Below are 23,309 nucleotides of genomic sequence, written 5' to 3' on the forward strand. Positions count from 1 at the left end.
GTGCCGCCCCCGGCACCCGCCCGGCGGCCGTCCCCATATACCGGCAAGCGGAATACCGGAATACGGACGGGGTCTTACGTTCACCGGGCAATCCCCCGTAGATTCCCTGCGCTTACGCAGATGATCGACGAGGGGACGAGGGTCATGCCTGAACCGGAAGCAACAGGGACAGAGCGGAACACGGCGAGTCCGGACACCACACCGGGCTCGCCTTCTCCGAAGTCCATCGCCGTGTGGGTGCTCGTCGGACTCGTCGGCGCCATCGGCTGGGGCGTGCTCGCGCTCTCGCGCGGCGAGGAGATCTCGGCCGCCTGGCTGCTCGCCGCCGCGCTGGGCTCGTACGCCATCGGCTACCGCTTCTACGCGCGCTTCATCGCGCACCGCGTGCTCAAGGTGGACAAGACGCGGGCCACCCCCGCCGAACGCCTTGACAACGGTGTCGACTTCCATCCCACCGACCGCCGGGTCCTCTTCGGCCACCACTTCGCCGCCGTCGCCGGCGCCGGCCCGCTCGTCGGACCGGTGCTCGCCGCGCAGATGGGCTACCTGCCCGGCACCATCTGGATCGTCGCGGGCGTCATCTTCGCGGGCGCCGTGCAGGACATGATCACGCTGTTCTTCTCCACCCGGCGCGACGGCCGCTCCCTCGGCCAGATGGCCCGGGACGAGATCGGCCCCGTCGGCGGAGCCGCCGCCCTGGTCGCCGTGTTCGCCATCATGATCATCCTGTTGGCCGTGCTCGCGCTGGTCATCGTCAACGCCCTGGCGCACTCCCCCTGGGGCGTCTTCTCCATCGGCATGACCATCCCGATCGCCCTCTTCATGGGCTTCTACCTGCGCGTGCTGCGGCCGGGCCGGGTCACCGAGGTCTCCTCCATCGGTGTCGCCCTGCTCCTGGTCGCCATCGTCGCGGGCGGCTGGGTCGCCGAGTCCTCCTTCGCGGACACCTTCACGCTGGAGAAGGAGACGCTGGTCATCTGGATGGTCGCCTACGGCTTCATCGCGTCGGTGCTGCCGGTGTGGATGCTGCTCGCACCCCGCGACTACCTCTCCACCTTCATGAAGATCGGCACCATCGCGCTGCTCGCCCTGGGCGTGGTCATCGCGATGCCGATGCTGAAGATGCCCTCGGTCACGGACTTCGCCTCGCGGGGCGACGGCCCGGTCTTCGCCGGCTCGATGTTCCCGTTCGTCTTCATCACCATCGCCTGCGGCGCCCTCTCCGGCTTCCACTCGCTGGTCGCCTCGGGCACCACCCCGAAGATGATCCAGAAGGAGACCCAGGTCCGGGTCATCGGCTACGGCTCGATGCTGACCGAGTCCTTCGTCGCCGTCATGGCGATCATCGCGGCCTGCATCATCGAGCCCGGCCTCTTCTTCGCCGTGAACTCCCCCGCCGGGGTCATCGGCACCACGGTCGAAACCGCCTCGCAGGCGGTGACCGACTTCGGCTTCGCCATCTCCCCCGAGGCGCTGACCCAGGCCGCGAAGGACGTGGAGGAGGCCAGCCTGCTGTCCCGTACGGGCGGCGCTCCGACCTTCGCACTCGGAATGTCGGAGATCTTCTCGTCGGTCATCGGCGGGGCCGGCATGAAGGCCTTCTGGTATCACTTCGCCATCATGTTCGAGGCGCTGTTCATCCTCACCACCCTCGACGCGGGCACCCGCGTCGGCCGGTTCATGCTCCAGGACACCCTCGGCAACCTGCACAAGTCCTTCAAGGACGTCAGCTGGAAGCCCGGCGTCTGGCTGGCGAGCGCGATCGTCGTCGGCGCCTGGGGCTACTTCCTGTGGGTGGGCATCAAGGACCCGCTGGGCGGCATCAACCAGCTGTTCCCGCTCTTCGGCATCGCGAACCAGCTGCTCGCCGCGGTCGCCCTGGCCGTCTGCACCACCCTGCTGGTCAAGTCCGGCCGCCTCAAGTGGGCCTGGGTGACGGCCGTCCCGCTGGCGTGGGACGTGGCCGTGACGCTCACCGCCAGCTACCAGAAGATCTTCTCCGACAACCCGAAGATCGGCTTCTTCGCGCAGCGCAGCACCTTCCAGGAGGGCATCGACGCCGGGAAGGTGCTCAAGCCCGCGAAGAGCATGGACGAGATGCACACCGTGGTCACCAACGCCACGGTGGACGGGGTGCTGTCGGCCCTCTTCGCCCTGCTGATCATCATCGTGCTGCTGGACGCGGCCCGCACCTGCCTGAAGGCCGTCCGCAAGCCGGAGTCGGTGGCCCTCACCGAGGTCCCGTGGACCGAGTCGAAGATCGTCGCCCCGGCCGGGCTGATCCCGACCGCCGAGGAGCGGGCGGAGCTCGCCGCGGCGGGCCTCGACTCGGGCGGCGGACGGGTCAAGGAGCCGCTGTCCTCATGAGCGGCCTCACGAGCGGCCCCAGCCGCCTCACGAGCGGCGCCCGCGGCTTCCCGCGGCTGCGCGGCGCGCTGGCCCGGGCCCGGTTCTACGTACGGGAGTTCTCGGGAGAGGCGGCGTACGACCGGTACGTCGCCCACACCCGCTCCCACGACCCGGACGCGGAGGTCCTGAGCCGCCGGGACTTCGAACGCGCCCGCACGGACGCGCGCGAGGCGGACCCGCGCAAGGGCTTCCGCTGCTGCTGAGCCACACCGGAGGGCCCCGCCGAAATCCGGCGGGGCCCTTCGCGCGCCTCCGGCACACTCGACCGCATGGACATCACGATCAGACCTGCCCAGCCTGCCGAGTTCGCGGAGCTGGGCGAGATCACCGCCCAGGCCTATCTCGCCGACGGGCACCTGGACTTCAACGAGGACGACGGCTACCTGAACGTGCTGCGCGACGTGGCCGGCCGGGCCGCCCTGGCCGAGGTGCTCGTCGCCGAGCGGGACGGGCGGATCCTGGGCGGAGTGACCTTCGCCGCACCCGGGAGTCCGCTCGCCGACATCGCCGGCCCGGACGAGGCCGAGTTCCGGATGCTCGCGGTGGCCCGCGAGGGGCGCGGCCAGGGCGTAGGCGAGGCGTTGGTGCGGGCGTGCGTCGAGCGGGCGCGGGCGATCGAGGGCGTGGCCGCCATGGTGCTCTCCACCCAGCGCAGCATGACGGGTGCTCATCGGATCTACGCGCGACTGGGCTTCGTACGCGTTCCCGAGCGGGACTGGGCGCCGATCCCGGGTCTGACACTCCTCGCGTATCGGCTCAAGCTGTAGCCGCGCCGACACTACATGTGGGGGTTGCCGCATACGGCCGCCCCCACATGTATGCTCAAGGCTGCTGTCTCGCAGGGGAATCCGGTGTGAATCCGGAACTGTCCCGCAACGGTATGAAGTGTCCGCCTACCGGATGCCAAGTCCGAGGACCTGCCGACAGCGCGCCCGGCTCGACCGAACCGGGTGCCGACACGTCCGGGCCTCGCGGTTGGGCCGGTGGACGCCATGCGGTGTGTACGCGTTCCCGTCACGCCCGCATGCGCCCGCCCGCGCCCCGCTCCGCCGATGACCGGGCCGAGCGAGGGAGAGCTCCCGCCGTGACCATCGCGCCTTCCGCACCGCGCGCCGAGTCCGTTTCTGGCGACAACACCGAGGGCCCGGGGGCCACGCTGCTGCGTACCCTCACCGAACTTACGGCGGACCTCCCCGACACCGACCCCGGCCGGGTCGCGGCCTCCGCCCTGCGGGGCCGCAGCTCCGCCGCCGACGACGCCGAACTCCGCGCTCTCGCCACCGAGGCGGCCGCCGGTCTGATCTCCGAGGACCCCGCGTACTCGAAGCTCGCCGCCCGGCTGCTGACGCTGGCCGTGCGCGACGAGGCCGCGAGCCAGGGCTCCACCTCCTTCTCGGCCTCCGTCGAGGTCGGCCACCGCGAGGGCCTCATCGCCGACCGCACCGCCGAGTTCGTGCGCACGCACGCGAACCGGCTGGACGCGCTGGTCGAGCACACCCTCGCCGAGGGCGCCGACGACCGCTTCGGCTTCTTCGGCCTGCGCACCCTGCACAGCCGCTACCTGCTGCGCCACCCGATCACCCGTCAGGTCATCGAGACCCCGCAGTACTTCATGCTGCGCGTGGCCTGCGGCCTCGCCGCGGACGAGAGTGTCCAGGCCGTCGAGGAAGTGGCCTCGCTGTACCGGCTGATGAGCCGCCTCGACTACCTGCCCTCCTCCCCCACCCTCTTCAACTCCGGCACCCGGCACCCGCAGATGTCCTCCTGCTACCTGCTGGACTCCCCGCTGGACGAGCTCGACTCGATCTACGACCGCTACCACCAGGTGGCGCGCCTGTCGAAGCACGCGGGCGGCATCGGCCTGTCGTACTCCCGCATCCGCGCCCGCGGTTCCCTGATCCGCGGCACCAACGGCCACTCCAACGGCATCGTGCCGTTCCTGAAGACCCTCGACGCCTCCGTCGCCGCCGTGAACCAGGGTGGCCGCCGCAAGGGCGCCGCCGCCGTCTACCTGGAGACCTGGCACGCGGACATCGAGGAGTTCCTGGAGCTCCGCGACAACACCGGTGAGGACCAGCGCCGCACGCACAACCTGAACCTCGCCCACTGGGTCCCGGACGAGTTCATGCGCCGCGTGAACGCGGACGCCGAGTGGTCGCTGTTCTCCCCGGCCGACGTGCCCGAGCTGGTCGACCTGTGGGGCGACGAGTTCGACGCCGCCTACCGCAAGGCCGAGGCGGAGGGCCTGGCCCGCAAGACCATGCCCGCCCGCGACCTGTACGGCCGGATGATGCGCACCCTCGCGCAGACCGGCCAGGGCTGGATGACCTTCAAGGACGCCTCCAACCGCACGGCGAACCAGACCGCCGAGCCGGGCACGGTCGTGCACTCCTCGAACCTGTGCACCGAGATCATCGAGGTCACCAACGACGGCGAGACGGCCGTCTGCAACCTCGGCTCGGTCAACCTGGGCGCTTTCGTCATCGACACGGCCGACGGTCGCGACATCGACTGGGAGCGGATGGACGAGACCGTCCGCACCGCCGTGACCTTCCTCGACCGCGTGGTGGACATCAACTTCTACCCGACCGAGCAGGCCGGCCGCTCCAACGCCCGCTGGCGTCCGGTGGGTCTGGGCGCGATGGGTCTCCAGGACGTCTTCTTCAAGCTGAAGCTCCCCTTCGACTCCCCCGAGGCGAAGGCCCTCTCCACCAAGCTCTCCGAGCGCATCATGCTCGCGGCGTACGAGGCGTCGTGCGACCTGGCCGAGCGCAGCGGCCCGCTGCCGGCCTGGGAGCAGACCCGCACCGCGCGCGGCGTCCTGCACCCGGACCACTACGACGTGGAGCTGAACTGGCCGGAGCGCTGGGACGCGCTGCGCGCCCGCGTCGCCGAGACCGGCATGCGCAACTCCCTGCTCCTCGCCATCGCCCCGACGGCCACCATCGCCTCCATCGCCGGCGTGTACGAGTGCATCGAGCCGCAGGTCTCCAACCTCTTCAAGCGCGAGACGCTCAGCGGTGAGTTCCTCCAGGTGAACGGCTACCTGGTGGAGGAGCTGAAGGCCCTCGGCGTGTGGGACGCCCAGACCCGCGAGGCGCTGCGCGACTCCTCCGGCTCGGTCCAGGGCTTCGGCTGGATCCCGGCCGAGGTCCGCGAGCTGTACCGCACGGCGTGGGAGATCCCGCAGCGCGGACTGATCGACATGGCGGCGGCCCGTACGCCGTTCCTGGACCAGTCGCAGTCGCTGAACCTGTTCCTGGAGACGCCCACCATCGGCAAGCTCAGCTCGATGTACGCGTACGCCTGGAAGCAGGGTCTGAAGACCACCTACTACCTGCGCTCGCGCCCCGCGACGAAGATCGCCCGCGCCGCGCAGGCCGCCACTCCGGCGGCGCTCCCGCAGGCCGTGGCCGACGCGGACGCGCTCGCCTGCTCCCTTGAGAACCCCGAGTCCTGCGAGGCCTGCCAGTAATGAGCTCCACCGACAACAAGAACCTCCTGGACCCGGGCTTCGAGCTCACGCTCCGTCCGATGCGCTACCCGGACTTCTACGAGCGCTACCGGGACGCGATCAAGAACACGTGGACGGTGGAGGAGGTCGACCTCCACTCGGACGTCGCGGACCTCGCGAAGCTGACGCCGGCCGAGCAGCACATGATCGGCCGCCTGGTCGCGTTCTTCGCGACGGGTGACTCGATCGTCTCGAACAACCTGGTGCTGACGCTCTACAAGCACATCAACTCCCCGGAGGCGCGCCTGTACCTGTCGCGCCAGCTGTTCGAGGAGGCCGTGCACGTCCAGTTCTACCTGACGCTGCTCGACACCTACCTGCCCGATCCGGACGACCGGGCGGCCGCGTTCGACGCCGTCGAGGAGATCCCGTCCATCCGCGAGAAGGCGCAGTTCTGCTTCAAGTGGATGGACTCGGTCGAGAAGATCGACCGGCTGGAGACGAAGGCCGACCGCCGCCGCTTCCTGCTGAACCTGATCTGCTTCGCCGCGTGCATCGAGGGCCTGTTCTTCTACGGCGCCTTCGCGTACGTGTACTGGTTCCGCTCGCGCGGCCTGCTGCACGGCCTGGCCACCGGCACCAACTGGGTGTTCCGTGACGAGACCATGCACATGAACTTCGCCTTCGAGGTCGTGGACACGGTCCGCAAGGAGGAGCCGGAGCTCTTCGACGACGCCCTCCAGCAGCAGGTCACCGACATGCTCAAGGAGGCCGTCGAGGCGGAGCTGCAGTTCGGCCGCGACCTGTGCGGCGACGGTCTGCCGGGCATGAACACCGAGTCGATGCGCGAGTACCTGGAGTGCGTCGCGGACCAGCGTCTGGTCCGCCTCGGCTTCGCCCCGGTGTACGGCTCGCAGAACCCGTTCTCCTTCATGGAGCTGCAGGGCGTCCAGGAACTGACCAACTTCTTCGAGCGCCGTCCGTCGGCCTACCAGGTCGCGGTCGAGGGCACGGTCGACCTGGACGAGGACTTCTAGGTCCCCGGTCTTCCGGGGTCCCCCGGTCGGGACGCGGTAGCGCCGCGAAGCCGGGATGCGGTTCACCACCGCGTCCCGGCTTCTCGCGTTTCCGGCGCCCGATCGTCCGGCTGCCCGTGTGCACGGTCGCCCCGGCTCAGTGGGCGACGGGGCCCCAGTGCATCCCGGTGTGCCGGGCGCGGGGCCGACGGGTGGGCGGAAGGCCGCCCGCCTTCTGGCGCGGCAGCCATACGAGGCGGGTCTCGACGGCCCGCAGCTGCCGGTCGATCCGGCGGTCGCGCAGGACCCCGTACAGGCTGGGGGCGAGCACCAGGGCGGCGACGGCAAGGACGGTGAGGTAGCTCAGGAGCGTGTTCATGTCTCCACTGTCCTCCCGTGGGGAAAACTCGCACAGTGGCAGGACTGTCATGAAAGAGCGAATTACTGCCACACTGGAGTCATGCTGACCAACGTGGCCGTGGCCCTCCTCGACGAGATCGCCCCCTTCGAGTTCGGGATCTTCTGTGAAGTCTTCGGAATCGACCGCAGCGATCACGGACTGCCGGTGTACGACTTCGCCGTGTGCGCGGCGCAGGAAGGCCCCCTGGCCATGTCCGGCACGGGCTTCACCGTCTCCCCCGAACACGGGCTGGAGCGGCTGGAGAGTGCCGACCTGATCTGCGTGCCCGCCTTCCGTGACGCGGGCGAGCGTACGTTCCCGGAACCGCTCCTGGAGGCGCTGCGCCGCGGGGTGGACCGGGGAGCGCGGGTGGTCAGCGTGTGCAGCGGCGCGTACGTGCTCGGGGCGGCGGGACTGCTGGACGGCCGGCACTGCACCACGCACTGGATGCACGCGGCGACGCTGGCCCGGCGCTTCCCGCGGGCACTGGTCGACCCGGACGTGCTCTACGTCGACGCGGGCCCGGTGATCACGTCCGCCGGCACCGCCTCCGGCATCGACGCCTGCCTGCACCTCGTCCGGCAGGAGCACGGGGCCGAGGTGGCCAACACCATCGCGCGGCGGATGGTCGTACCGCCCCACCGGGACGGCGGGCAGGCCCAGTACATCGAGCGGCCGCTGCCGCGCACCTCCTGCGACACCGTGGGCGAGGTGATCGAGTGGATGGCCCGCCACCTGGAGGAGGAGATCACCGTCGAGCAGCTCGCGGAGCGCGCGCACATGTCACCGCGCACCTTCGCCCGCCGCTTCCTCCAGGAGACCGGCACCACCCCGTACAAGTGGGTGCTGCGCCAGCGGGTCCTGCTGGCCCAGGAACTGCTGGAGTCGACCGACGAGACGGTGGACGCGATCGCCGGCCGCTCCGGCTTCGGCAACGCGGCCGCCCTGCGCCACCACTTCCTGCGGACCCTGGGCACCACGCCGAATTCCTTCCGGCGCGCCTTCCGGGGCCCGCAGGCCGCCTAGCCGGCCGAGGGGGCTACGCGTTCGGGACGGTCTCGTAGCGCGGGGTGCCCTCTTCCATCTGCCGCAGGGCGTCCTTGCGGTCCCGCTTCGAGAGGCGGTCGATGTAGAGGTAGCCGTACAGGTGGTCGGTCTCGTGCTGGAGGCAGCGGGCGAAGTAGCCGGTGCCGCGCACCTTGATCGGGTTGCCCTGGGCGTCCTGGCCCTCGACCTCGGCGTAGTCCGGGCGGGCCAGCGAGGCGTACGCCGTCGGGACCGACAGGCAGCCCTCGTTCGAGTCGTCCAGCACCCGGGTGCCCGCGGGCAGCTCGACGAGCTTCGGGTTGACGACGACACCGGTGTGCCGCACCCCGTCGTCGTCCGGGCAGTCGTAGACGAAGACCTTCGCGTCCACGCCGATCTGGTTCGCGGCGAGGCCCACGCCCTCGGCGGCCTTCTGGCTGGCGAACATGTCGTCGATCAGCTGCGCCAGCTCGTCGCCGAACTCGGTGACGTCCTTGCACTCGCTGTGCAGGACCGGGTTGCCGACGACGGTGATCGGGCGGGCGGTGCCGCGCTCACGGTGGGCGAGCTCGCGCTCCGCACAGTCCTCCGTGTCCACGACGTACCCGTCGTTCACGACCTCGACAACCTCGTTCTCCTGCTGCGACATGTCCGCCGTACGCCTTCCGTAAGTCCAAGTCACCGGTGGTCGCCAATGGCCACCGATGTGCCCGTACAGCCTACGGCCCGGCTCAGCAGACTTCTTCGAGATCCCGCCACTCACGGGTGCCCGGGCTGTCCGCGACCCAGCCGTCGAGCAGTCCGCGCACCAGCCCGGCCGGCGCCGCGATACCGCATTCGCGCTCGGGCACCCACAGGGAGCCGGAGCCGGCCGTACGGTGCCCCAGCGGTCCGGGGTGCCCCGGCTCGCTGTGGTCGTGCGGATCCAGGTGCTCGCCGTCGCCCTCGTCGCTGGGCATCTCGCTCTCCGAGCAGGTCCGGCACAGCAGCCGCACCGACGAGGACCAGTCCTCGGCGGCGAAGCCCGCGTCCGAGGCCAGCTGCTCCAGCGCGTCGCGGTCCGCCTCGGTGGCCGCCTCCAGCAGCACCACCCAGGTCGGCACCGGCGACGGCGCCCACAGCTCGATCTCGTCGAAGACGGGGTACGAGGGGCCGGCCGCGGTGATCCGCTCGCCGTGCGGGACCCCGTCGTGGAGCACGACCTCGCCCCAGCGCCGCCCCGAGGAGGGCAGCGGGATCGACAGCACCTCCAGCCGGGCCGGATCCAGCCTGCGGCCCCAGACCACCTCGGCCTCGCCCTCCGGCGAGAGCCGCACGGCGGCGCTGCCGAGCTCCATGCCGACCGGTTCGCCACTGCCCTTGCCGCCCGCGCCGTGCGCGTCGCCGGGCACCTTCAGCCCGTACGCCTGCCAGGCCCGCCGCGCCAGCGGCCAGTCCTGCAGCGCGGTCGCGGCGATGCCGACGTTCCACCAGTCCGGGGCGCCGGTCTCGCGGTCCAGAAGGGCCACGGCGCGCAGTCCGGCGGCCCGTGCCTGTTCCCAGTCGTGCCGGAACTTGTGCAGCAGGGCCAGATTGAACCAGGACTCGGACAGCCAGGGCTCCAGGTCCGCGGCTCTGGTCAGGAGCGCGCCCGCGTCCTCGTACCGCCCGTCGCCGATCAGCGTGAACGCGCGGTCGGTGGCCTGCCGCCACGAGGCGGAGGGCCGATGCCGTACCTTCCCGAAGATCCTCACGATTCCCGCCTGCCTGGGGGCACCCTCCCAGCGGTGGCTGGGGGACAACGGTGCAGCCTTGCGGACACTCTTACTGGCATCCAACCATGCCCACTCGGACGGCCGCTCATTACCCATGGGTTACCCCGGTCGGACAGGAACAACTCTGTCACGTCCACCCCTGGCCAGAACCCTCGCAAGACACTCCACGACCTCCGGCTGGTATTCGTACCCGGTGCCCAGGCGGAGCTGTTCCAGGGCGGCCAGTGAGCCGCCCGGGTGACGGCTCCCGCCGCCCAGGTCGTCGTACGCGTTCACCGTGCGCACGATGCGGGCCAGGACGGGCTGCTGCCGGTACGGGTCCGCCTGCCGCTCCACCACCACGGCGACCTCGGCCGGCACCCCGGTCTGCCGGGCCACCTCCCCGCCCAGCCCGGCGATCCGGCGGGCCTCGGCGGCGGGCAGCCCGGCGGTGGCCCCGTCCGGGACCGGGTCGACGAGGGAGAGCTGGCCGATGTCGTGCATCAGGGCGGCGTACTCCAGCACCGTGAGCTCCCGCTCCGACAGGCCCAGCTCCCGGCCGACGGCGCAGCTCAGGGCGGCGACCCGGCGGGAGTGGCCCGGCCGGGTGCAGCCGGCGATCTCGGTGGCACGGGCCAGGGAGGTGATGGTCTGCCGGTAGGTGGTGCGGATCGCGGTGATCCGGTGGAAGGACAGCTGGGTCAGCAGCAGCGGCACGCTGAAGACGGGTATCGCCCACAGGCCCGCGACGGCAGCGCCGAGCGCCATCACGACCCCGGTGGCGCAGATCGCCGCGCCGATGCCCAGCTGGGCGCGCAGCTCGTCGCGCAGCAGGGGGCCGTACGGCCAGCCGGTGCGGGACCCGGCCAGCGCGGCGGCGAGGACGGCGTCGCACAGGGCGGTGAGGCCGAGGAGGCAGAGCAGGAAGACGACGAAGTACGGGCCCTGGCCCACCCGTTCCTCCAGTCGGCCGGAGTTGTAGAGCGGCTGGAAACAGACGGCGGCGAAGCCGACGGTGAGCACCTGGCGGGACAGGTGGTCGAGGGCCGGGCCGCGGCCCCGGGCGATGTGCGGCACGATCCCGGCGAGGGCCGCCGCGACGACGACCGCCACGATCTGGAGCGCCCCGTGGTGGGTGGGCCGGCCGGCGTTCTGGCCGAGCAGGGCGTAGGCGAGGGCCCCGGCGGAGCCGAGGGGCGCGGGCAGCCGGTCGAGGGAGCCGTCCCGCCGGTCCCGCCGGGCGAGCTCGCCGAGGGCGATCAGCGCGCCGAAGGCCAGTGCGGCACCGGGCTCGACGACACCCTTCCACAGGGTGTGGCCGAGGGCGACGACGGTGAGCACCGCCGCGGCCCCCCGCACCGTCCACGCGGCCGCGGCCCTCATCCGCCGGCCCCGGCACCGTCCGCGCCGCGACCGGGCCCCTCGGCCGGGGGCGTCCCGCCGGCGGGCGGAGCCGCCTTCCCCGGGCCCTCGGTGCCGGCGGGCGCCGCTTCCTGTGCGGGAAGGACGCTCAGGGCCGCCCTCGCGGGGGCCCCGGCCGCGCGGGCCCTCCCGGCGGGCCCGGCCGTCTCGCCGGGTCCGTCGGCAGGAGCGGATCCCTGCGCCGGCAGCCCCGGCAGGGCCGACGGACCCGGCGCCGCGGCACCCGCGGCCCCGGCGGGAGCGCCGGCACTGATCACCTGGAGGTCCTCGTCCGAGGTGACCACCGGGTGCCAGCCGTGCCGGCCGATGGCGCCCGTCAGGGCCCGTACCATCGCCGGGTCGAACTGGGCCCCCGCACACCGGTCCAGCTCGGCCAGGGCCACCGGCACCGGCCGGGCCCGGCTGTAGGAGCGGGTCGAGGTCATCGCGTCGAAGGCGTCGGCCACCGCCACCACCCGGGCCAGTACCGGGATCTGCTCGCCGGTCAGCCCGTACGGGTAGCCGGAGCCGTCGACCCGCTCGTGGTGGTGCAGGATCGCGGCCCGGGCCTCGCCGAGGAAGCCGATGCCGCGCACCATCTCGTGCCCGTACTCGGGGTGCAGCTCGATGATCCGGCGTTCCTCCGGCGTCAGCGGCCCGTCCTTGCGCAGCAGCCGGGTGGGGACGCCCAGTTTGCCGACGTCGTGGAGGATCCCGGCGATCCGCACGACTTCCATCCGGTCGTCGGCCATGCCCAGCTCGCGGGCGATCATCGCGGAGGCCTGGCCGACCCGTTCGCTGTGTCCGCGGGTGTAGCGGTCCTTGATGTCGACGGCCTGGACGAGGGCGCGGATGGTGGCCCGGTGGGCGGCGCGCTCGCGGTGGTACTGGGCGAACACCCAGCAGGAGATGTACATCGGCAGCAGGACGAGCAGTGCGGCCGGGAGCCCGTAGGGGCTGCGCCACATGACCGCCATCATCAGTCCGGCGAGGCCGTGGACGCAGTGCGGGGCGAGGGAGAGGGTGAGCAGTCCGCGCCAGGCGGTGGCGGCGGGCCGGCGTTCGGCGGTGGCCAGGATGCCGCCGTCGAGGGCGGCGAGCACCAGGCAGAAGACGACCGCCGCGGCCGCCGCGGGGAGCATCACGTAGGGGAAGTCCGCCACCCATCCCGGCGGCCCGGACCCCGCGGAAGGCCCTCCGCCGAGGGCGGCCGGACCGCGCAGCAGCCCGTATACCCGGCCTGCGGCCCAGGCGGCCATCGCCTGCTGCGCGCCGTGCCACACCCGGCGCACCCGGGCGGGCCGCTCGGCCACGGTCCCCGCGAAGCCGCCGGGCAGCGCCACGAGCGCGGCGGCGGCGGGCGGCAGGAGGAAGACGGCGGCGAGCACCACGGGGAAGAAGGAGCCGATGCCCTCGGGCACCCGGCCGCCCAGCAGCGGGCAGACCTTCACGAGCTCGCAGCCGAGGTAGAGCAGGGCGAGCAGGACGACGGCCGCCCAGGGCGTACCGGAATCCGTGAGGGCCGGGGTGACGCACGCCGCGGCCGCGAGGACGGCGCACAGGATGTATCCGCGCGCCATCGGCGGAAGTACCCGCATGGCGCTCTCCTCCCGTGGGCCGTTCAAGCCGGGTACCGAATCAAACCAGTACCGAATGGGGAGAATAAGTGGGGCCCCGAACGAGGTGGGCCACATTTTCGTATTGCGCCATGTGGACGCCCCCGGATTAGCACATTCGGGTGAACGAAGTGCCCATCCGGGGGCGGTTGTTCCGTGCTTCGCCGATCAGGTCAGCCCGGGGCGGGGTTGTCGGCGGTGACGTCGTGATCGGGCACCGCCTGCCCGGACCGGATCAGCTCGATCCGGCCCATCACCTTCGACCGCAGGTCGGTCGGCACGTCGTCCGACCCGCAGCAGCGCTTGACCAGCTTCTTCACGGCCTGCTCCAGGCCGTACTTCTCCAGACAGGGATTGCACTCGCCGAAGTGGGTCTCGAACTTCGTGCAGTCGCTGTCGGGCATCTCATGGTCGAGGAACTCGTACAGGTGGTCCAGGACCTCAGAGCACTCTGTCTCGTGCGGCTCTCCGCAACTCATGAGCCCGAGCCTTTCCTGTCGTTCGACTCTCCCGCGCCCGCGGGAACCAGCCCGCGCTCGCGGGCATAGTCCTCCAGCATTCCGCGGAGTTGACGGCGGCCACGGTGCAGTCGTGACATGACCGTACCGATGGGTGTACCCATGATGTCCGCGATCTCCTTGTACGCAAAGCCCTCTACGTCGGCAAGGTAGACCGCGATGCGGAACTCCTCGGGAATGGCCTGGAGCGCTTCCTTCACGTCCGAATCGGGCAGGTGGTCGAGCGCCTGCGACTCGGCGGAGCGCAGTCCGGTCGACATGTGCGACTCGGCACGGGCCAGCTGCCAGTCCTCGATCTCCTCCGCGGCGCTGCGCTGGGGCTCGCGCTGCTTCTTGCGGTAGGAGTTGATGAACGTGTTGGTCAGGATGCGGTACAGCCACGCCTTCAGGTTGGTGCCCTCGCGGAACTGGTGGAAGGACGCGTATGCCTTCGCGTACGTCTCCTGGACCAGGTCCTCGGCGTCGGCCGGGTTGCGCGTCATGCGCAGCGCGGCCGAGTACATCTGGTCGAGGTAGCCGAGGGCGTCCCGCTCGAAGCGCGCATTGCGCTCCGGGGTCGTCTCCTCCGCGTGGCCTTCGTCGGTCCCAGCGACAGGACCCACCTCCTCCGACTGCGTGGCGGCTCCGAAAGCGGATCCGCTCGAATCGGAGAATAGTCGACCATCCCGGCCCTCCGCCGCCCGAAGCGTGCTGCGCTTGGGGGCAGGAAGAACAGTCCAGTCCAGGTCAGCGGCCTGCCGACGGTTCTGACTGATGACCTGGGTCATGCGCTCCCTCTCCTCCGACAAGTTCCCGTACGTACCGACATCCGGGACAACAGAAGGGCCGGGCGGCGCATTCCCGCGTACCGGACGGGTTTTCGGGCCTTCCGCTTCCTCGCCGCTCCCGCTACTTCCCGGCCGGGAGCGCCAGGAGCCATTCCGCGACCGCCCCGGTGATCTTCGCGAGGGCCTCGTCCTGGGTGAGGTCCGCCTTCTTCGGGACGGCGAATCCGTGATCGCCGTACGGGATCTCCACCAGCGCGTGCTCTCCCGCGGGGAACTCCCCGGGACGCCCGAAGGGGTCCCGGCCGCCCTGGACCACGAGCGTGGGCCGGCCCGCCCCGGTGAGCTCCGCGGCGCGCGACTTCTCCGGCCGGCCCGGCGGGTGCAGCGGGAACGCCAGCGCCAGCACCCCGGCGGCGCCCAGCTCGACGGCGGTCCGGCAGGCCACCCGGGCCCCGGCGCTGCGACCGCCCGCGACCACCGGCAGCCCGGGCTTCGCGAGCGCGGGCCACAGCGCGCGCCATCCCTGGTCCAGCACCTTGGGCGCGGCGGCGACCTTCTTCCCGGCGACCCGCCAGGGCTGTTCGACCAGCGCGACCGTGATCCCGCGGGCGGGCAGGGCCGCGGCCAGCGCCTGGAGGTCGCCGGCCTCGATGCCGCCGCCGGCGCCGTGGCTCACGGCGAGCACGAGCTTCGCCGCGCGGGCGGTGTGCCAGGTGATGCGGGCCTCGCCCGCCGGGGTGTCTACGCTCTCGGTACGCGTGGTCATGCGCCCATCCTGCCCGGGGCGGGGCCTAGAAGAGGGTCGCCTCCTCCGGCGCGGCCAGCTCTTCCAGCAGCTCCGGCCCGTTGTTGCGGACGCTGCTCACGGAGGTGGACACCGGGTAGGCCCGCATCAGCCCGCCCGGCGGCGGCGCCAGCAGCTCCCGCAGGGAGCCCTCGGTGTCGGTGTTCGCGGGGTCCAGCCAGGCGTCCCAGCGGTCCGGGGTCAGCATCAGCGGCATCCGCGGGTGGATCTCGGACAGCGAGCGCGGTCCTTCGGCCGGGGGCACGCCCAGGGGCGCCGTCTCGGCCTCGGTGGTGATCACCGCGCAGGTGACCCACCAGGCGAGCGGGTGCTCGTCGGGCAGGGTCCGGTCGCGCCAGAACTCGTATATCCCGGCCATGGCGAAGACGGAGCCGTCGGAGGGGAGCACGAAGTAGGGCTGCTTGCGGGCCCGTTTCTTCTTCCCCTCCACCTCCAGCTGCCGCTCGTCGTGGGCGGTGACCCACTCGTAGTAGCCGTCGGCGGGGACGATGCAGCGGCGCTGCGCGAAGGGGCGGCGGAAGGACGGCTTCTCGTGCAGGGTCTCGGACCGGGCGTTGATCATCCGGGCGGCGCCGTCGGGGTTCTGCGCCCAGGAGGGGACCAGGCCCCATTTCAGGGTGCGCAGCTGGCGAACCGGACGCGGGTGCGAAGCGTCCTTCAGGGGACGGTCGAGGACGACGTGGACCTCCTTCGTCGGGGCCACGTTCCAGTCGGGGGCCAGGGCCTCCTCCGGCTCCCACTTCTCGATGCCGAATGCCTCCACGAGGTCCTCGGGCCCACGACTCGCCGCATACCGTCCGCACATGGCTGCCACACTGCCATGTCACTCCCCCAGCTACCGCTGGGAGGTACCCACACGTCACCAACGCAAGGAGTCCGCCACCTCATGGACATCAGCACGACGGCCGGCCTGTGGGACCGGCTCACGGGCATACAGACCCCGCCCGACCTGTGGCTGGTGATCGTGACCGGCCTGGTCGCGCTGGCCGCCGTGGCGCCCCGGCCGCTGTGGCGGCTCTCGCGCAACGCCATCACCATCGCGCACGAGGGCGGGCACGGCCTGCTGGCGCTGGTGACCGGGCGGCGCCTCAGCGGGATACGGCTGCACTCGGACACGAGCGGGGTCACCGTCAGCCGCGGCAAGCCGACCGGGCTCGGGATGATCCTGACCGCCGCGGGCGGGTACACGGCGCCCTCGCTGCTCGGGCTCGGCGGGGCGGCCCTGCTGTCCGCGCACCGGATCACCCTGCTGCTGTGGGCGGCCACCGCCCTGCTGGTGGCGATGCTGGTGATGATCCGGAACGCGTACGGGGCGCTGACCGTGGTGCTGACCGGCGGGGCCTTCCTGCTGGTGTCCTGGCTGACGGCGGCCGAGGTGCAGGCCGCCTTCGCCTACCTGGTGGTGTGGTTCCTGCTGCTCGGCGGGGTCCGGCCGGTCTTCGAGCTGGGAGCCAAGCGCAGGAATGGCGGAGCCCCGGATTCCGATGCCGACCAGCTGGGCCGCCTCACCCACCTGCACCCGGTGGTGTGGCTGGTGTTCTTCCACATCGTCGCGCTGTGCTCCCTCATCGGCGGCGGCCGCTGGCTGCTCGCCCTGTGACCACGCCGTGAGACCGGGGCGCGATCAAGATCTGGGGCCGGAGGAAGCCACTAAAGTGGTGGCCATGACCGAGACCCCCGCGCTCCCTGCCCTCTGGCCCGCTCCGCTCGCCGACGGGACCGTCCACGCCACCGTCACGGTGCCGGGCTCCAAATCGGTCACCAACCGCGCCCTCGTGCTCGCCGCGCTCGCCGCCGAGCCGGGCTGGGTGCGCCGCCCGCTGCGCTCGCGCGACTCCCAGCTGATGTCCGACGCGCTGCGCGCGCTGGGCGTCGGCATCGAGGAGACCGTCTCCTCCAGCTCCGCCGGTGACGGCGCGAGCGGCGAGGCCTGGCGGATCATCCCGGCGGCCCTGCACGGCCCGACGACCGTGGACGTCGGCAACGCCGGCACCGTCATGCGCTTCCTGCCGCCCGTCGCCACCCTCGCCGACGGGGACGTCCGCTTCGACGGCGACCCCCGCTCCTACGAGCGCCCGCTCGGCCAGGTCATCAGCGCCCTGCGCACGCTCGGCGCCCGGATCGACGACGACGGCCGGGGCGCGCTGCCCATGACCGTCCAGGGCGGCGGGGCCCTGGAGGGCGGCACGGTCGAGATCGACGCCAGCAACTCCTCGCAGTTCGTCTCCGCGCTGCTGCTCTCCGCCCCGCGCTTCAACCAGGGCGTCGAGGTCCGGCACGTGGGCGCCACCCTGCCGTCGATGCCGCACATCCGGATGACGGTGGAGATGCTGCGCGCGGCGGGCGCCCAGGTCGACACCCCCGAGGCCGGCGGCGAGAAGAACGTGTGGCGGGTCTCCCCCGGCGCGCTGCTCGGCCGCGACCTGGTCGTGGAGCCCGACCTGTCCAACGCCCAGCCCTTCCTGGCCGCGGCCCTGATCACCGGCGGCACGGTCACCGTCCCGGACTGGCCGCGCCGCACCACCCAGCCCGGTGACGCGCTGCGCCGGATCTTCACGGAGATGGGCGGCTCCTGCGAGCTGACCGACGCGGGCCTGGTCTTCACCGGCACGGGCAAGATCCAGGGCATCGACGTGGACCTGAGCGAGGTCGGCGAGCTCACCCCGGGCATCGCGGCGGTGGCGGCCCTGGCCGACTCCGAGTCGGTGCTGCGCGGGGTCGCGCACCTGCGGCTGCACGAGACGGACCGGCTGGCCGCGCTGACCAAGGAGATCAACGCGCTCGGCGGCGACGTCACCGAGACCGCGGACGGCCTGCGCATCCGGCCGCGCCGGATGCACGGCGGCGTGTTCCACACGTACGACGACCACCGGATGGCCACCGCGGGCGCGGTGATCGGCCTGGTGGTGGAGGGCGTACAGATCGAGAACGTGGCGACGACCGCGAAGACCCTGCCGGACTTCCCGAAGATGTGGACGGACATGCTCGCCGGGGACGCCGGTGGTTCCGGGACGCCCGGAGCGGGTGCGGGAGCGTAGGGCCCGTCATGCGCAGGTACGGCAAGCACACCGACGAGGACGACATCCGGCAGCGCCCGAACCCCAAGGGCAACCGGCCGCGGACGAGCATCCGGCCCAAGCACGAGGACGCGGCCGAGGGCTTCGTCCTGACCGTCGACCGCGGTCGGCTGACCTGCCTGGTCGATGGCCGTTCCGTGCACGCGATGAAGGCCCGCGAGCTCGGCCGCAAGGCCGCGGTGGTCGGCGACCGGGTCTGGATCGTCGGTGACCTGTCCGGCAAGAAGGACACCCTCGCCCGCATCGTGCGGATCGAGGAGCGCAGGTCCGTCCTGCGGCGCACCGCCGACGACGACGACCCGTACGAGCGGGTGGTCGTCGCCAACGCCGACCAGCTGGCCATCGTCACGGCCCTGGCCGACCCGGAGCCGCGGCCCCGGATGATCGACCGCTGCCTGGTGGCGGCGTACGACGCCGGGCTGGAGCCACTGCTGGTGCTCACCAAGTCCGATCTGACCTCCGCGGACAAGATCCTGGAGATCTACTCGACCTTCGGGCTGAAGTACGTGGTGACCAACCGCGAGGAGCTGGCTGCGGGCGACGCGGCCGACCGGGTGCGCGAGCACCTCAACGGCCGGATCACCGCCTTCGTCGGCCACTCGGGCGTCGGCAAGACCACGCTGGTGAACTCGCTGGTCGCCGAGGGCCGCCAGCGCGCCACCGGAGTGGTCAACGCGGTGACCGGCCGCGGCCGGCACACCACCACCTCCGCACTCGCGCTGCCGCTGCCGGGCGGCGACGGCTGGGTCATCGACACCCCGGGCGTGCGCTCCTTCGGCCTGCACCACGTGGACCCGTCCCGGGTGATCCTGGCCTTCCCGGAGCTGGTGCCGGGGACGGAGGGCTGCCCGCGCGCGTGCAGCCACGACGAGCAGGACTGTGCGCTCGACAAGTGGGTGGAGGACGGCCACGCGGACCCGGCGCGGCTGTATTCGCTGCGGCGGCTGCTGGAGACGCGGGAGCGCCGCGAGGGCGACTGACCGACCCGGCGGGCATGCCGTGTTTGTCGGAGGACCTGTCTGGATAAGTGCATAATCGCACCAAGTGACGTGATGTCACATGACGCGGGGAGGCATTCGCCATGGCGTGGCTGCTGGTCGTGGTCGCGGGACTCCTGGAGACCGGTTTCGCGGTCTGCCTCAAGCTCTCCCACGGATTCACCCGGCTGTGGCCGACCGTCGCCTTCGCGTGCTTCGCGCTCGGCAGTTTCGGTCTGCTGACGCTGGCCCTCAAGAAGCTGGACGTGGGACCGGCGTACGCGGTCTGGACGGGCATCGGCGCCGCCGGGACCGCCATCTACGGCATGGTCTTCCTCGGCGACCTGGTCTCCACCCTCAAGCTCGTCTCGATCTCGCTGGTCATCCTGGGGGTCATCGGACTCCAGCTGTCCGGGTCGGCGCACTGAGCTGGCGGAGCAGCCGGAGCAGCTCGGCCGCCCCCGGCTCCTCCCCCGGGGCGATCACGTACGAGAGGGCGAGGCGCACGGCGAGCTCGCACCGCTGCGGGCCCTCCCCCGGCGTGAGCGCGGCGGCCGCCCGGTCGCGGACGGTCCGGGCCAGCTCACCGGGCCCGGGCGCCCGGCGTCCCGCGGCGGGCAGGCCCGCGTCCCAGCTGCCGGTGAGCAGGGCCCGCACGAGGGGATGGGCGCGGGCCGCGCGTACGGTCCACTCCGCGACGGCGGCGAGCCGTTCGGCGGCCTGCGCCGGGACGGACAGGGCCCGGTCCACGCCGTCGAGGTACCGGTCGGCCTCGCGCCGGACCAGGGCGCTGCCCAGGCCCGCCTTGCCGCCGAACTCGTTGTAGAGGGTCTGCCGGGACACCCCGGCGGCAGCGGCCACGTCGACCATCCGCACGGCCGGCCAGGGGCGCGCGGAGAGCGCCGCTCCCGCCGCCTCCAGTAAGGACTCCCGGGCTGTCGGCATCCCTCGCCTCCCCGATCGGCTCTCCGGCCAGAGTTGACGGGCCGACAGATCCTGTCAAGGGCGCGTCGGCGCCGCACTGTGGACGTCGTTCGCCCGGGTACGGGAGTCTCGATACTGTTCGGGCATGCCCGAGTATGACGATGACCTGCGCCTTGCCCTCGAACTCGCCGACGCGGCGGACGCCGCCACGATGGAGCGGTTCCGCGCCCTCGACCTGAAGGTCGAGACGAAGCCGGACATGACCCCGGTGAGCGAGGCGGACCAGGCCGCCGAGGAGATCATCCGGGCGGGCATCGCGGCCGCCCGGCCCGGTGACGCGATCCTGGGCGAGGAGTACGGCCTGCAGGGCAGCGGCCCGCGCCGCTGGGTCGTGGACCCGATCGACGGCACGAAGAACTACGTGCGCGGGGTGCCCGTCTGGGCGACGCTGATCTCCCTGATGGCCGAGGGCGCCGACGGCGCCTTCCGGCCGGTGGTCGGCGTGGTGTCCGCGCCGGCTCTGGGCCGCCGCTGGTGGGCGGCCGAGGCGCAGGGGGCGTACGCGGGCGGCGCGCTCGGCGAGACCACGGGGATCCGCGTGTCCCGGGTGGCCGGGCTGGGCAACGCCTCGTTCGCGTACTCCTCGCTGAGCGGCTGGGAGGAGCGGGGCCGGCTCGCCGGGTTCCTGGACCTGACCCGCGCGTGCTGGCGTACCCGCGGCTACGGGGACTTCTGGCCGTACATGATGGTCGCGGAGGGCTCGCTGGACCTGTGCGCCGAGCCCGAGTTGAACCTCTGGGACATGGCCGCCATCGCGATCGTGGTCCAGGAGGCGGGCGGCCGGTTCACCAGCCTGGACGGGGTGGACGGTGTGCACGGGGGGAACGCGGCGGCCTCGAACGGGCTGCTCCACGAGGAGATGCTCGGCCTGCTGCGCCCGCGCGCCTGAGGCTCTGCGCTCCTGAGGCCGCGCGCTCCCGGGGCTCTTGTGCGCCGGGGGCCGGGGGGTGCGCCCGGCGGCACGTGTGCGCCGGCACGCTCCTCTGCACGCCTTCTTGCTGGCCCTCCGTGTCCATGGGAATCTGAGACTCCCCACGCTTGTGCGCTTGTGAAGCCTTTCTCTAAGGGCGGGTTCACGGGCACACCCACCCAAGCGGGGGGCTCACCCCAGGAGGTGGCTCTCTTCATGCTCGTCCGTGACGCAATGAGCACCGTGATCCTCACCCTCGGACCCGCACACACCCTCCGGCAGGCGGCCTGCCTGATGTCCGGCCGGCGCGTCGGCGCGGCCGTCGTCCTCGACCCCGAGCACAGCGGAATCGGCATCCTGACCGAGCGCGACATCCTCAACTCGATCGGCGCGGGCCACGATCCCGACCGGGAATCCGTGGGCGCGCACACCACCAACAACGTCGTCTTCTGCACTCCGGACGCCACCGTCCAGGAGGCCGCCGAAGCGATGGCGCACGGCGGCTTCCGGCACCTGATCGTGCTGGAGAACGGCGGCCCGGTGGGCATCGTGTCCGTGCGCGACGTCATCCGCTGCTGGGTACCGGCCCGGCGCACGGTCTCCGCGTAGGCGCGCAGAAAGGCAGGCGCGCAGGAAGCAGGCGCGCAGGCACCTCTTCGCCAACGGCGCCGGGCCGGAACCCTCCGAAGAGGGCTCCGGCCCGGCGTCACGCAACGGCAAGCGGTCCGTTTCAGCCGCGAAGGGCCTGGACCGCGGCCTCCAGCCGCTTGCCGAAGTCGCCGTCCGCCTGGCGGAAGTTGTTGATCGCGCGCTCGACGATGTCGTCGCGCGAGACCTTGGCGATGAAGCCGGACAGGTTCTCGACCAGACGGGCCTTCTCGTCCTCCGAGTAGAGGCGGTAGAGGTTGCCGGCCTGGACGAAGTCGTTGTCCTCGCTGTGCACGGCGGCGGCGTGGTTGCCCGTGCCACCGGTCACGTCGATGGGCTGCCACAGCGGGCGGTCGGTCTGGTGCGGGCCGCCGAAGCTGTTGGGCTCGTAGTTCTTCGCACCCTTGTGGCGGCCGTCGTACAGGTAGCCGTCGCGGGAGTTGGTGCGCGCCTCGGTGGCGTGCGGGCGGTTCACCGGCAGGTGGTCGGCGTTGATGCCGACGCGGTAGCGGTGGGCGTCGCCGTAGCCGAAGAGGCGGCCCTGGAGCATCTTGTCCGGGGAGGGGCCGATGCCGGGGACGAAGTGCGCCGGGGAGAAGATCGACTGCTCGACCTCGGCGAAGACGTTCTCCGGGTTGCGGTTGAGCTCCAGCTTGCCGATCTCGATCGGCGGGTAGTCCTCGTGCGGCCACACCTTGGTGAGGTCGAACGGGTTGAAGCGGTACGTCGCCGCCTCGGCCGCCGGCATGATCTGGACCTGCACGGTCCAGGTCGGGAAGTCGCCGCGCTCGATGGACTCGCGCAGGTCGCGCTGGTGGCTGTCGGGGTCCTCACCGGCGAGCCGGTTGGCCTCGGCCTGGGTGAGGTTCTTGATGCCCTGGTCGGTCTTGAAGTGGTACTTGACCCAGAAGACCTCGCCGGCCTCGTTGTTCCACTGGAACGTGTGGGAGCCGTAGCCGTTCATGTGGCGGTAGGACGCCGGGATGCCGCGGTCGCCGAACAGCCAGGTCACCTGGTGGGTCGACTCGGGCGACAGGCCCCAGAAGTCCCAGACGTTGTCCGCCTCCTGCGAGCCCGTGTACGGGTCGCGCTTCTGGGTGTGGATGAAGTCGGGGAACTTGATGGCGTCCTTGATGAAGAACACCGGGGTGTTGTTGCCGACGAGGTCGTAGTTGCCCTCTTCGGTGTAGAACTTCAGCGCCCAGCCGCGGGGGTCGCGCACCGCGTCGGCCGAGCCGAGGTTGCCCGCGACGGTGGAGAAGCGCAGGAAGGTCTCGGTCTCCTTGCCGACCTCGGACAGGAACTTGGCGCGGGTCCACTGGGAGACGTCGCGGGTCAGCGTGAAGGTGCCGTAGGCACCGGCGCCGCGGGCGTGCACCACGCGCTCCGGGATGCGCTCGCGGTTGAAGTGCGCGAGCTTCTCCAGCAGCAGCTGGTCCTGGACCAGAACGGGACCTCCGAGGCCGGCGGTCTCGCTGTTCTGGTTGTCGGCGACCGGAGCCCCGGCCTCCGTGGTGAGCGGTCCCTGCGTCACGTGCGCCTCCTGCGTCATTCCCGGATGTCCTGTC

At 71.7% G+C, this 23,309-nt stretch carries 23 protein-coding genes and 1 riboswitch; of the genes, 12 read left to right on the plus strand and 11 right to left on the minus strand.

All coding sequences use genetic code 11. The annotated features are described in order from the left end of the window. Nucleotides 1-120 precede the first annotated feature (120 nt). The 5 genes from PV721_RS11455 to PV721_RS11475 all read left to right on the plus strand — a co-directional run bounded on the left by PV721_RS11455 (nt 121) and on the right by PV721_RS11475 (nt 6,900). The gene (locus PV721_RS11455; protein ID WP_416371076.1) at nt 121-2,367 is read left to right on the plus strand and encodes a carbon starvation CstA family protein; all 2,247 of its coding nucleotides are present in this window, start codon (nt 121-123) and stop codon (nt 2,365-2,367) included. After that, nucleotides 2,364-2,612, plus strand: coding sequence for a YbdD/YjiX family protein (locus PV721_RS11460; RefSeq protein ID WP_319722981.1), 249 nt, complete (start codon nt 2,364-2,366; stop codon nt 2,610-2,612). The genes PV721_RS11455 and PV721_RS11460 overlap by 4 nt, the downstream gene beginning before the upstream one ends. Nucleotides 2,613-2,678: 66 nt before the next feature. Further along, a complete protein-coding gene (locus PV721_RS11465; RefSeq protein WP_319722983.1) occupies nt 2,679-3,176 on the plus strand; it encodes a GNAT family N-acetyltransferase in 498 nt (165 codons plus the stop codon). Between the two features lie 41 nt (nt 3,177-3,217). Further along, nucleotides 3,218-3,349: riboswitch (cobalamin riboswitch) on the plus strand. 144 nt (nt 3,350-3,493) lie between these two features. Further along, the gene (locus PV721_RS11470; protein ID WP_319722985.1) at nt 3,494-5,884 is read left to right on the plus strand and encodes a ribonucleoside-diphosphate reductase subunit alpha; all 2,391 of its coding nucleotides are present in this window, start codon (nt 3,494-3,496) and stop codon (nt 5,882-5,884) included. Beyond that, entirely contained in the window at nt 5,884-6,900 is a 1,017-nt protein-coding gene (locus PV721_RS11475) for a ribonucleotide-diphosphate reductase subunit beta (RefSeq protein WP_319722987.1), read from the plus strand. The genes PV721_RS11470 and PV721_RS11475 overlap by 1 nt, the downstream gene beginning before the upstream one ends. A 136-nt stretch (nt 6,901-7,036) precedes the next feature. On the opposite strand, the gene PV721_RS11480 is transcribed toward PV721_RS11475, so the two are convergent. After that, a complete protein-coding gene (locus tag PV721_RS11480) occupies nt 7,037-7,258 on the minus strand; it encodes a hypothetical protein (protein WP_319722989.1) in 222 nt (73 codons plus the stop codon). An 81-nt stretch (nt 7,259-7,339) separates the two neighbouring features. Here PV721_RS11480 and PV721_RS11485 point away from each other — a divergent pair, with 81 nt between their 5' ends. Next, nucleotides 7,340-8,305 (plus strand): helix-turn-helix domain-containing protein, encoded by a 966-nt coding sequence (locus tag PV721_RS11485; RefSeq protein ID WP_319722991.1) that lies wholly within the window; start codon nt 7,340-7,342, stop codon nt 8,303-8,305. Between the two features lie 13 nt (nt 8,306-8,318). Here the strand turns inward: PV721_RS11485 and def are convergent, their stop codons facing one another. The 8 genes from def to PV721_RS11525 all read right to left on the minus strand — a co-directional run bounded on the left by def (nt 8,319) and on the right by PV721_RS11525 (nt 15,950). Next, nucleotides 8,319-8,954 (minus strand): peptide deformylase, encoded by a 636-nt coding sequence (gene def, locus PV721_RS11490; protein ID WP_319722992.1) that lies wholly within the window; start codon nt 8,952-8,954, stop codon nt 8,319-8,321. Nucleotides 8,955-9,036: 82 nt separating this feature from the next. Next, nucleotides 9,037-10,038, minus strand: a complete 1,002-nt coding sequence (locus PV721_RS11495; RefSeq protein ID WP_319722994.1) for a hypothetical protein — start codon at nt 10,036-10,038, stop codon at nt 9,037-9,039. A 120-nt stretch (nt 10,039-10,158) separates the two neighbouring features. Beyond that, on the minus strand, nt 10,159-11,421 hold the full coding sequence (locus tag PV721_RS11500; protein WP_319722996.1) for an HD-GYP domain-containing protein: 1,263 nt from the start codon (nt 11,419-11,421) through the stop codon (nt 10,159-10,161). After that, complete coding sequence (locus tag PV721_RS11505; protein WP_319722998.1) at nt 11,418-13,037, minus strand: HD-GYP domain-containing protein; 1,620 nt, start codon at nt 13,035-13,037, stop codon at nt 11,418-11,420. Before PV721_RS11505 ends, PV721_RS11500 begins: the two co-directional genes overlap by 4 nt. Before the next feature lie 191 nt (nt 13,038-13,228). Beyond that, nucleotides 13,229-13,534 carry a mycothiol system anti-sigma-R factor gene (rsrA, locus tag PV721_RS11510; protein WP_030658812.1) on the minus strand — a complete coding sequence of 102 codons (306 nt, stop codon included), beginning with the start codon at nt 13,532-13,534 and terminating at the stop codon, nt 13,229-13,231. After that, a complete protein-coding gene (locus tag PV721_RS11515) occupies nt 13,531-14,175 on the minus strand; it encodes a sigma-70 family RNA polymerase sigma factor (RefSeq protein WP_030709911.1) in 645 nt (214 codons plus the stop codon). Before PV721_RS11515 ends, rsrA begins: the two co-directional genes overlap by 4 nt. A gap of 286 nt (nt 14,176-14,461) precedes the next feature. Next, nucleotides 14,462-15,106 carry an alpha/beta family hydrolase gene (locus tag PV721_RS11520; protein WP_319723005.1) on the minus strand — a complete coding sequence of 215 codons (645 nt, stop codon included), beginning with the start codon at nt 15,104-15,106 and terminating at the stop codon, nt 14,462-14,464. A gap of 25 nt (nt 15,107-15,131) precedes the next feature. Beyond that, on the minus strand, nt 15,132-15,950 hold the full coding sequence (locus PV721_RS11525; protein WP_319723007.1) for an SOS response-associated peptidase: 819 nt from the start codon (nt 15,948-15,950) through the stop codon (nt 15,132-15,134). A gap of 81 nt (nt 15,951-16,031) precedes the next feature. On the opposite strand from PV721_RS11525, the gene PV721_RS11530 reads away from it, so the two are divergent. The 4 genes from PV721_RS11530 to PV721_RS11545 all read left to right on the plus strand — a co-directional run bounded on the left by PV721_RS11530 (nt 16,032) and on the right by PV721_RS11545 (nt 19,627). Beyond that, complete coding sequence (locus tag PV721_RS11530; RefSeq protein ID WP_319723008.1) at nt 16,032-16,745, plus strand: M50 family metallopeptidase; 714 nt, start codon at nt 16,032-16,034, stop codon at nt 16,743-16,745. Nucleotides 16,746-16,809: 64 nt separating this feature from the next. After that, complete coding sequence (aroA, locus tag PV721_RS11535) at nt 16,810-18,183, plus strand: 3-phosphoshikimate 1-carboxyvinyltransferase (protein WP_319723010.1); 1,374 nt, start codon at nt 16,810-16,812, stop codon at nt 18,181-18,183. Nucleotides 18,184-18,191: 8 nt separating this feature from the next. Continuing rightward, nucleotides 18,192-19,202, plus strand: coding sequence for a ribosome small subunit-dependent GTPase A (gene rsgA, locus PV721_RS11540; RefSeq protein ID WP_319723012.1), 1,011 nt, complete (start codon nt 18,192-18,194; stop codon nt 19,200-19,202). Nucleotides 19,203-19,303: 101 nt separating this feature from the next. Continuing rightward, on the plus strand, nt 19,304-19,627 hold the full coding sequence (locus tag PV721_RS11545) for a DMT family transporter (protein ID WP_030011402.1): 324 nt from the start codon (nt 19,304-19,306) through the stop codon (nt 19,625-19,627). Here the strand turns inward: PV721_RS11545 and PV721_RS11550 are convergent. Then, nucleotides 19,593-20,144 (minus strand): TetR/AcrR family transcriptional regulator, encoded by a 552-nt coding sequence (locus PV721_RS11550; RefSeq protein ID WP_319723013.1) that lies wholly within the window; start codon nt 20,142-20,144, stop codon nt 19,593-19,595. The genes PV721_RS11545 and PV721_RS11550 overlap by 35 nt on opposite strands. Before the next feature lie 124 nt (nt 20,145-20,268). Here PV721_RS11550 and hisN point away from each other — a divergent pair, with 124 nt between their 5' ends. After that, complete coding sequence (gene hisN / locus PV721_RS11555; protein ID WP_319723015.1) at nt 20,269-21,072, plus strand: histidinol-phosphatase; 804 nt, start codon at nt 20,269-20,271, stop codon at nt 21,070-21,072. A gap of 237 nt (nt 21,073-21,309) precedes the next feature. After that, nucleotides 21,310-21,702, plus strand: coding sequence for a cyclic nucleotide-binding/CBS domain-containing protein (locus PV721_RS11560; RefSeq protein WP_319723017.1), 393 nt, complete (start codon nt 21,310-21,312; stop codon nt 21,700-21,702). 121 nt (nt 21,703-21,823) lie between these two features. Here the strand turns inward: PV721_RS11560 and PV721_RS11565 are convergent, their stop codons facing one another. After that, nucleotides 21,824-23,293, minus strand: a complete 1,470-nt coding sequence (locus tag PV721_RS11565) for a catalase (RefSeq protein ID WP_319723019.1) — start codon at nt 23,291-23,293, stop codon at nt 21,824-21,826. Nucleotides 23,294-23,309 lie beyond the last annotated feature (16 nt).

The sequence above is a fragment of the Streptomyces sp. MB09-01 genome, assembly GCF_033794505.1.
Lineage (GTDB): Bacteria > Actinomycetota > Actinomycetes > Streptomycetales > Streptomycetaceae > Streptomyces.

Bases quoted from the DNA above. Each gene is read 5' to 3' on its own strand.
- PV721_RS11455 (WP_416371076.1), top strand. From the start codon at position 121: ATGATCGACGAGGGGACGAGGGTCATGCCTGAACCGGAAGCAACAGGG.
- PV721_RS11460 (WP_319722981.1), top strand. From the start codon at position 2,364: ATGAGCGGCCTCACGAGCGGCCCCAGCCGCCTCACGAGCGGCGCCCGC.
- PV721_RS11465 (WP_319722983.1), top strand. From the start codon at position 2,679: ATGGACATCACGATCAGACCTGCCCAGCCTGCCGAGTTCGCGGAGCTG.
- PV721_RS11475 (WP_319722987.1), top strand. From the start codon at position 5,884: ATGAGCTCCACCGACAACAAGAACCTCCTGGACCCGGGCTTCGAGCTC.
- PV721_RS11480 (WP_319722989.1), bottom strand. From the start codon at position 7,258: ATGAACACGCTCCTGAGCTACCTCACCGTCCTTGCCGTCGCCGCCCTG.
- PV721_RS11485 (WP_319722991.1), top strand. From the start codon at position 7,340: ATGCTGACCAACGTGGCCGTGGCCCTCCTCGACGAGATCGCCCCCTTC.
- def (WP_319722992.1), bottom strand. From the start codon at position 8,954: ATGTCGCAGCAGGAGAACGAGGTTGTCGAGGTCGTGAACGACGGGTAC.
- PV721_RS11500 (WP_319722996.1), bottom strand. From the start codon at position 11,421: ATGAGGGCCGCGGCCGCGTGGACGGTGCGGGGGGCCGCGGCGGTGCTC.
- PV721_RS11505 (WP_319722998.1), bottom strand. From the start codon at position 13,037: ATGCGGGTACTTCCGCCGATGGCGCGCGGATACATCCTGTGCGCCGTC.
- rsrA (WP_030658812.1), bottom strand. From the start codon at position 13,534: ATGAGTTGCGGAGAGCCGCACGAGACAGAGTGCTCTGAGGTCCTGGAC.
- PV721_RS11520 (WP_319723005.1), bottom strand. From the start codon at position 15,106: ATGACCACGCGTACCGAGAGCGTAGACACCCCGGCGGGCGAGGCCCGC.
- PV721_RS11525 (WP_319723007.1), bottom strand. From the start codon at position 15,950: ATGTGCGGACGGTATGCGGCGAGTCGTGGGCCCGAGGACCTCGTGGAG.
- PV721_RS11530 (WP_319723008.1), top strand. From the start codon at position 16,032: ATGGACATCAGCACGACGGCCGGCCTGTGGGACCGGCTCACGGGCATA.
- aroA (WP_319723010.1), top strand. From the start codon at position 16,810: ATGACCGAGACCCCCGCGCTCCCTGCCCTCTGGCCCGCTCCGCTCGCC.
- rsgA (WP_319723012.1), top strand. From the start codon at position 18,192: ATGCGCAGGTACGGCAAGCACACCGACGAGGACGACATCCGGCAGCGC.
- PV721_RS11545 (WP_030011402.1), top strand. From the start codon at position 19,304: ATGGCGTGGCTGCTGGTCGTGGTCGCGGGACTCCTGGAGACCGGTTTC.
- PV721_RS11550 (WP_319723013.1), bottom strand. From the start codon at position 20,144: ATGCCGACAGCCCGGGAGTCCTTACTGGAGGCGGCGGGAGCGGCGCTC.
- hisN (WP_319723015.1), top strand. From the start codon at position 20,269: ATGCCCGAGTATGACGATGACCTGCGCCTTGCCCTCGAACTCGCCGAC.
- PV721_RS11560 (WP_319723017.1), top strand. From the start codon at position 21,310: ATGCTCGTCCGTGACGCAATGAGCACCGTGATCCTCACCCTCGGACCC.
- PV721_RS11565 (WP_319723019.1), bottom strand. From the start codon at position 23,293: ATGACGCAGGAGGCGCACGTGACGCAGGGACCGCTCACCACGGAGGCC.